Annotated in this window: 6 protein-coding genes; 2 read left to right on the top strand and 4 right to left on the bottom strand. The window is 70.5% G+C overall.

Translation table 11 applies throughout. The annotated features are described in order from the left end of the window. Positions 1 to 157: 157 nt before the first annotated feature. The 3 genes from PMI01_RS12975 to PMI01_RS12985 form a co-directional block, all read right to left on the bottom strand. Positions 158 to 1,606 (bottom strand): NAD-dependent succinate-semialdehyde dehydrogenase, encoded by a 1,449-nt coding sequence (locus tag PMI01_RS12975; RefSeq protein ID WP_007669129.1) that lies wholly within the window; start codon positions 1,604 to 1,606, stop codon positions 158 to 160. Positions 1,607 to 1,611: 5 nt separating this feature from the next. After that, positions 1,612 to 3,099: an aldehyde dehydrogenase gene (locus PMI01_RS12980; RefSeq protein ID WP_007669130.1), complete on the bottom strand. Its 1,488-nt coding sequence runs from the start codon at positions 3,097 to 3,099 to the stop codon at positions 1,612 to 1,614. A gap of 154 nt (positions 3,100 to 3,253) precedes the next feature. Then, entirely contained in the window at positions 3,254 to 3,934 is a 681-nt protein-coding gene (locus PMI01_RS12985; protein WP_007669131.1) for a GntR family transcriptional regulator, read from the bottom strand. Between the two features lie 113 nt (positions 3,935 to 4,047). Here PMI01_RS12985 and PMI01_RS12990 point away from each other — a divergent pair, with 113 nt between their 5' ends. Beyond that, positions 4,048 to 5,367: an aspartate aminotransferase family protein gene (locus PMI01_RS12990; protein ID WP_007669149.1), complete on the top strand. Its 1,320-nt coding sequence runs from the start codon at positions 4,048 to 4,050 to the stop codon at positions 5,365 to 5,367. A 170-nt stretch (positions 5,368 to 5,537) separates the two neighbouring features. Next, positions 5,538 to 6,335 (top strand): site-2 protease family protein, encoded by a 798-nt coding sequence (locus PMI01_RS12995; protein ID WP_007669152.1) that lies wholly within the window; start codon positions 5,538 to 5,540, stop codon positions 6,333 to 6,335. Here PMI01_RS12995 and PMI01_RS13000 read toward each other — a convergent pair. Further along, a complete protein-coding gene (locus PMI01_RS13000; protein WP_007669154.1) occupies positions 6,332 to 6,709 on the bottom strand; it encodes a VOC family protein in 378 nt (125 codons plus the stop codon). The genes PMI01_RS12995 and PMI01_RS13000 overlap by 4 nt on opposite strands. Positions 6,710 to 6,957 lie beyond the last annotated feature (248 nt).

The following is a 6,957-nucleotide window of genomic DNA, read 5'->3' on the forward strand; positions in this document are numbered from 1 at the left end:
TCTTCCTCCCGTCCCTCCCCCTTGTGGGGAGGGTGGCCCCGAAGGGGTCGGGTGGGGGATCGGTGCAGAGCGCTTAGTGCGGCGGTGAAGCCCCCCCCACCAGCTTCGCTGGTCCCCCCTCCCCAAAAGGGGGAGGGACAGGTGACGATGGAAAACCTCATCCCCCCACCCCGCCGAAGCACAGGTACTTGGTCTCCAGATACTCATCGAGCCCCTCGGACGCGCCCTCGCGGCCAAGACCCGAATCCTTGACCCCGCCGAACGGCGCGACCTCGGTGGAGATGATGCCTTCGTTGATCCCGACCATGCCGGCCTCGATGGCCTCGGCCACCCGCCAGCAGCGGCCGACGTCGCGGCTGTAGAAGTACGAGGCCAGGCCGAACGGCGTGGCGTTGGCCAGTTCGATGGCCTCGGCCTCGGTCTCGAACCGGACGAGCGCCGCGACCGGGCCGAAGATTTCTTCCTGGAAGATGCGCATGTCCGGCGTCACGCCCACCAGCACCGTCGGCGTGTAGAACCGGTCTTCGTCCAGGGGATCGGGCCCGCCGCCGGTGAGCGCCTCGGCCCCGGACAGGATGGCTTCGCTGACCAGGTCTCCGACCTTGCGCATGGCCTTGGCGTTGATCAGCGGGCCGATGGTCACCCCCTCGTCCGTGCCTGCGCCCACCTTCATCGCCGCGACCTTCTCGGTCAGCCGCGCGGCGAAGGCGTCGTGGATGCCCGCCTGGACGATCAGCCGATTGGCGCAGACGCAGGTCTGGCCGGTGTTGCGGTACTTGCTGGCGATGGCCCCGTCGACGGCGGCCTCGAGGTCGGCGTCGTCGAAGACGATGAACGGCGCGTTGCCGCCCAGCTCCAGCGACAGCTTCTTCATGGTGCCTGCGCACTGGGCGTAGAGCAGCTTGCCCACCGGGGTCGAGCCGGTGAACGACAGTTTCCGCACCCGCGCATCGTCGCACAGCGCCTTGCCGATGGCCCCGCTGTCCTTGCCGGTGACGATGTTGAGCACCCCGGCCGGCACGCCCGCCTCGACCGCCAGCCGGGCGATGGCCAGGGCGCACAGCGGGGTCTCGGCCGCCGGCTTGACCACCACGGTGCAGCCGGCCGCCAGGGCCGGGCCGACCTTGCGGGTGATCATGGCGATCGGGAAGTTCCACGGCGCGATGGCCGCGCAGACCCCGACCGGTTGCTTGATCGACACCAGCCGCTTGCTGGGGTCGGGTGTCGGGATGGCGTGGCCGTAGGACCGCTTGGCCTCCTCGGCGAACCAGTCGACGAACGCCGCGCCATAGACCACCTCGCCCCGGGACTCCGCCAGCGGCTTGCCCTGTTCGGCGGTCATCAGCCGGGCCAGGGCCTCGGCGTGGAGCAGCATCAGGTCGGACCACCTGCGCAGGATCGCCCCGCGGTCCTTGGCGGTGCGGGCGGCCCAGGCCGGGAAGGCGCGATGGGCGGCCTCGATGGCCACCTTGGTCTCCGACGCGCCCAGGTCGGCGACCTGGGCGATCACCGCGCCGTCGGCCGGGTTGGTCACGTCGAAGGTTCGGTCAGCCTCGATCCAGAGACCATCGATGAGGGCGGCGGTTTCGACGAGTTCGAGCCTCATGGTCATCACCTCAGCGTCACGGACACCGACTTCAGGTCGGCGTACTTGTGCAACGCGTGAAGGCTGCGGTCGCGACCGAAACCCGACTGCTTGAAGCCGCCGAACGGCATGGTGATGTCGCAGGCGTCCCAGCCGTTGATCCACACCAGGCCCGCCTTCAGGCTCCGCGCGCCCTTGAACGCCCGGTTGATGTCGGACGTCCACAGGCCGGCGGCCAGGCCATAGACGGTGTCGTTGGCGAGCTGGATGGCCTCGTCGTCCGAGGTGAAGGTCTGCACCCCCAGCACCGGGCCGAACACTTCCTCGCGGGCCAGGGTGTGGTCGGGCTCCAGGCGGTCGAAGATGGTCGGCTCGACATAGAAGCCGCCGCTGTCCTGCCGCGCCCGCCGGCCGCCCATCAGCAGGCGGCCGCCCTGGCTGTGGGCGGTGGCGATGTAGTCGAGGGCGGTGTTCATCTGCCGCTCGCTGACCATGGCCCCGAACACCGTCGCCGGGTCCAGCGGGTCGCCGGGGACCATGGTCCGGGCCACGGCGATCACCCGGTTGAGGAAGTCGTCCTTGATCGAGGCCTCGACCAGCAGGCGCGAGGCGGCGGTGCACACCTCGCCCTGGTTATAGAACACCCCCCAGGCGGCGGCCTGGGCGGCGGCCTCCAGGTCGGGGCAGTCGGCGAAGACGATCTGCGGCGACTTGCCGCCCAGCTCCAGCGACACCCGTTTCAGGTTGCTGCGGGCCGAATATTCCATCAGCCGGCGGCCCGTGGGGCCCGAGCCGGTGAAGGCGATCATGTCGACGTCCATCGACAGGGCCAGGGCCTGGCCGGTCACGCCGCCGAGGCCGGGGACCACGTTCAGGACCCCTGCCGGGAGCCCGGCTTCCAGCGCCAGTTCGCCCAGCTTCAGGGCGGTCAGGGGCGATTGTTCGGCCGGCTTGAGGACGACGCTGTTGCCCATGGCCAGGGCCGGGGCGACCTTCCACATCGCCATGTGCAGCGGGAAGTTCCACGGCACGATGGCCCCGATCACCCCCAGCGGCTCGTGCACGGCATAGCTCAGCCGATCGACCGGCGAGGCGCCGACCTCGCCATAGACCTTGTCCAGCGCCTCGGCGTACCAGCGGGCGGTGTTGATCGCCAGCGGCACGTCGACCGCCCGGGCGTCGCGGATCGGCTTGCCGGTGTCGAGGCTCTCCAGCAGCGCCAGCTGCTCGGCGTCGCGCTCCATCAGCTCGGCCAGGCGGAACAGCACCCGCTTCTTGTCGCGCGGCCCCTGGTCGCGCCAGCGGCCGTCCTCGAAGGCGGCGCGGGCGCTGGCCACGGCGCGTTCGACGTCGGCGGCCTCGCAGGCGGCGACCAGGTTGATCACCGTGCCGTCGCGCGGCGAGACGTTGTGGAAGGTCGCCCCCGAGGCCGCCTCGACCAGCGCGCCGTCGATCACCGCCCGTCCGGGCAGGGCGAGGGTCTTCAACGCGTCGATGGGGGAAAGCACGGTCACGGAACGTCTTTCATAAAACTGTGATCACAGTTCGCGCCGGAAGGGCGGCTGTCAAGGTGGGAGGGGACGCGATGCGCGCCGCGCCCAAACGATGGGCGCCGCCGACGCGATCGGGGACAGGCCCATGGGCCTGTCCCCCGTTTTGCCGCGGCCTTCACCCGCCCGCCTCCACGGCCACTCGCATCTTGTCCATGCCCTCGCTCAGGTCCGCCGCGATCGCCCGCCGCGCCCCTTCGGCGTCGCCGGCCTTCAGCGCCCCCAGCGCCTCGGCGTGGCGGTCGGCGACCAGGCCGTCGGCCCCGACCCGGCCGAACACCACCCGCATGAACGGTCCGATCTGCAGCCACAGCCCGCCGGCCATCGACAGCAGCACGTCGGCCTCGGCCCGTTCGTAGATCGCAAAGTGGAAGCGGTGGTTGGCGGTCATGTAGCGGTCGACGTCGCCGAGCGTCAGGGCCGTGTCGACCTCCGCGTCGATGGTCTGCAGAAGCTTGATCAGGGCGGCGTCGGCGCGCGGCGCGGCGCGGGCCGCCAGCTCGGGCTCGATCCACAGCCGCGCCTGGGACAGCTGTTCCAGCCGGGCGGCGGTCAGGGACGGGACGCTCAGCCGCTTGTTGGCCGGGTTGATCGCCAGGGCCCGCTCGGCCACCAGTCGCCGCACAGCGTCGCGCACCGGCATGGGCGAAACCCCGAGCTCGGCGGCCAGGCTGCGCAGGGACACCCCGACCCCGGGGGCTATGCGGCCGGTGATCAGGGCCTGGCGGATGGCTTCGTAGACCTGGTCGTGGACGGCTGGATTGTCGGCCAGGGCGCGGCGGGATCGCGGCTCCGACATGGTCCCTCCCTCGGCTGGCCTTTAGCGGGGCTCATCCCGGCCTCAGCAGGTCGGGGGTTGCCAGCAGGCCAACAATTGCGATCACAATGCAAGGCCCTCTGGAGACTCCCGCCATGCCCGATTTCGGCGCAAACGACCTCGACGCCTTCTGGATGCCGTTCACGCCCAACCGGCGCTTCAAGGCCAATCCGCGGATGCTCAGCCACGCCGAGGGCATGTGGTACCGCACGCCGGACGGCCGCCAGATTCTCGACGCCACCTCGGGCCTGTGGTGCGTCAACGCCGGGCACAACCGGCCGAAGATCGTCGAGGCGATCCGCCGCCAGGCCGGCGAGATGGACTACGCCCCGACCTTCAACATGGGCCACCCGGCGGCCTTCGCCTTCGCCAGCCGCATCGCCCAGATCACCCCGCCGGGCCTGGACCGCATCTTCTTCACCAATTCCGGCTCGGAGTCGGTCGACACCGCCCTGAAGATCGCCCTGGCCTATCACCGAGCCCGCGGCAAGGGGACCAAGACCCGGCTGATCGGCCGCGAGCGCGCCTATCACGGCGTCGGGTTCGGCGGCATCTCGGTGGGCGGCATCCCAACCAACCGCAAGTATTTCGGCAGCCTGCTGACCGGCGTCGACCACCTGCCCCACACCCATGGCGTGGCCGGCAACCTGTTCAGCCAGGGCCAGCCGAAAAACGGGGCCGAACTGGCCGACGCCCTGGAGGCCATCGTCGCCCTGCACGACGCCAGCAACATCGCCGCCGTGATCGTCGAGCCGGTCGCGGGGTCGACCGGCGTGCTGGTGCCGCCCGAGGGCTACCTGCAACGCCTGCGGGCGATCTGCGACAAGCACGATATCCTGCTGATCTTCGACGAGGTGATCACCGGTTTCGGCCGGGTCGGCGCGGCCTTCGCGGCCGAGCGCTTCGGGGTTACGCCGGACATGATCTGCATGGCCAAGGGCCTGACCAACGCCGCCGTGCCGGCCGGGGCGGTGGCGGCGTCCGACACGATCTACCAGGCGATGATGGACGGGGCCGACGCGGCCATCGAGCTGTTCCACGGCTACACCTATTCGGCCCACCCCCTGGCCTGCGCGGCGGGGATGGCGACACTGGAGGTCTATCAGGAGGAGGGCCTGTTCCAGCGCGCGCTGGAGATGGAGCCCTATTGGCGCGAGGCCGTGCACAGCCTGCGCGACGCCCGCCACGTCATCGACATCCGCGACTTCGGCCTGATCGCCGGCATCGAGCTGGAGCCCCGCCCGGGCGCGCCGACCGCCCGGGCCCTGGCGGCGTTCGAAACCGCCTTCGACCAGGGGCTGCTGACGCGGGTGACGGGCGACATCATCGCCCTGTCGCCGCCGCTGATCATCGAGAAGCCGCAGGTGGACCGGGTGGTGGAGACGATCCGGGCGGTGTTGGCGGGGGTGGATTGATCTCTCTCGCCACCCCAAACGTCCGTCATCCCCCGACTTGTTCGGGGGACCCAAGCCACGCCGGCCAGATCAGCTTGGGTCCCCCGCATAAAGCGGGGGATGACGGACTATGGAAACGCGCTGGAGTGCTATAGCTCCACCCGCGAAGCTTCATCCCCACGAGACCGCCCATGGCCCTCACCGACGCTCCGGCCCACAAACCCCGGCCGACGCCGATCAGCGCCAACGCGGTGATCCTGGCGGCGATCTTCGCCGGCCTGGCGATCGCCCTGGCCCGGCTGCCCGATCCGCCCGGCGTGCTGACCTTCGCCTTCGTGGTGGTCGGCTGGATCCTCAGCGTGGCGATCCACGAGTTCTGCCACGCCCTCGTGGCCCACAAGGCCGGCGACCACACCGTGGCCGAGAAGGGCTACCTGACCCTCGACCCGCTGAAATACACCGACCTGTCGACCAGCCTGGTCCTGCCGCTGCTGGCCCTGGCCATGGGCGGCATCGGTTTTCCGGGCGGGGCGGTCTATCTGCGCGACGACCTGATGCGCAGCCGCCGGGGCCGGGCCCTGGCCTCGCTGGCCGGACCGCTGGGCACGCTGCTGGTGCTGGCCTGCCTGGCGATCGGCCTGGCCGCCGACCGGACGTTCGGCGCCCGGGACAGCGCCCTGACCCACGCGGCGGCGTTCCTGGCCCTGCTGCAGGCCTGGGCGCTGATCCTCAACCTGCTGCCCCTGCCGGGCCTGGACGGTTTCGGGGTGATCCGCCCCTACCTGCCGCCGGAGATCCAGCAGAAGGCCGTGCGCCTGGGCAACCTGGTGTTCATCGGCCTGTTCCTGGCGATCTTCTTCGTGCCGCCGGTGTCGCGGCTGTTCTTCGGCCTGGCCTTCCTGCTGACCCACGCGTTCGGCGTCGCCGGGCCGGACATCGGGGCCGGCTACGAGAGCTTCCGGTTCTGGACGGCGCTGGCCGGCGGCTAGGGCCGCCATCCCACCTCCACCAGGATCCGGCCCGGCCCCATGGCGTAGAACAGCCAGCCGCCGCGGATGGCGCGCGGTTCGTGCCAGGCCTCGTGGCCGGCGGCGACCAACCGTTCGTAGACGGCGTCGACCTCGGCCCGCTCCGGCAGGATGAAGCCGACATGGTAGGTGTTGGCGCCGGCCATGACGCCGTCGGCCCCGCCGAACTTCTCGATAGGCCGGCTGAGGATCAGCTCCAGCCCGGCGTCGTCGTGGAGGATGGCCAGGCCGTCCTGGCCTCGGGTCTCGACGGCCTTCAGGCCGAAGATGTCGACGAAGAAGTCGCGCGCGGCGGCGACGTCGGGCACGTGCAGGTCGAGGTGGTTCAGTCGCATGGATCGCTCCGGTCGTATGGAGCCCACGTGGGAGCGGTCGTTCGGCATGGCCCACACGCGAGCACCCGGCGAACAGCCGCCGGGCTTCGCGTCGTGGGTGCTCGTGCGCGCCTCGGAAGGCGGCATGCTCAGAGCTTCCGGAAACCGGAAGGGGTCGGGCTTACCGGGAACCGACCCTGCCTTTTTCGACGAACGGGGTTCTAGCGCGGGAGAAAGCGCAGGCGCAAGCGCCGCTTGAAACCCTCTCC

The organism is Caulobacter sp. AP07 (assembly GCF_000281955.1).
Taxonomy (GTDB): Bacteria; Pseudomonadota; Alphaproteobacteria; order Caulobacterales; family Caulobacteraceae; genus Caulobacter.

What these genes read in the sequence shown, in the direction of transcription:
- PMI01_RS12995 (WP_007669152.1), top strand. Translation starts at nt 5,538, where the DNA reads ATGGCCCTCACCGACGCTCCGGCCCACAAACCCCGGCCGACGCCGATC.
- PMI01_RS12975 (WP_007669129.1), bottom strand. Translation starts at nt 1,606, where the DNA reads ATGAGGCTCGAACTCGTCGAAACCGCCGCCCTCATCGATGGTCTCTGG.
- PMI01_RS12990 (WP_007669149.1), top strand. Translation starts at nt 4,048, where the DNA reads ATGCCCGATTTCGGCGCAAACGACCTCGACGCCTTCTGGATGCCGTTC.
- PMI01_RS13000 (WP_007669154.1), bottom strand. Translation starts at nt 6,709, where the DNA reads ATGCGACTGAACCACCTCGACCTGCACGTGCCCGACGTCGCCGCCGCG.
- PMI01_RS12985 (WP_007669131.1), bottom strand. Translation starts at nt 3,934, where the DNA reads ATGTCGGAGCCGCGATCCCGCCGCGCCCTGGCCGACAATCCAGCCGTC.